General features: G+C 74.2%; 1 pseudogene. It reads left to right on the top strand.

The features are described from left to right. Positions 1-264 (top strand): annotated as a pseudogene (locus tag CVH10_RS21460) (heavy metal translocating P-type ATPase); the annotation flags it as partial.

Here is a 264-nt window from a genome sequence, read left to right as displayed (position 1 = left end):
CACGGAACCTGACGGTCCCGGTGGCCGCCGACTTCCAGTCGTCCCCCGCTGTCGGGGTCGCAGCCGACGTCGACGGCCTCCGGATCCAGGTCGGCGGGCCCGCGCTGCGCGAGCAAGCGCGCGGATCCGAACTCGCTGTCGCCGATCGGTGGCGCGGGGACGGGGCGATCATCCTGCACGTCCTCGCCGGCGGTGCCGTGATCGGAGCACTCGCGCTCGCCGACGAGATCCGGCCCGAATCCCGCACCGCGATCGACGCGCTCC

The sequence above is a fragment of the Halomonas sp. ND22Bw genome (assembly GCF_003011945.1).
Taxonomy (GTDB): domain Bacteria; phylum Pseudomonadota; class Gammaproteobacteria; order Pseudomonadales; family Halomonadaceae; genus Halomonas; species Halomonas halophila.
This window is presented reverse-complemented; position numbering and strand designations above follow the sequence as displayed.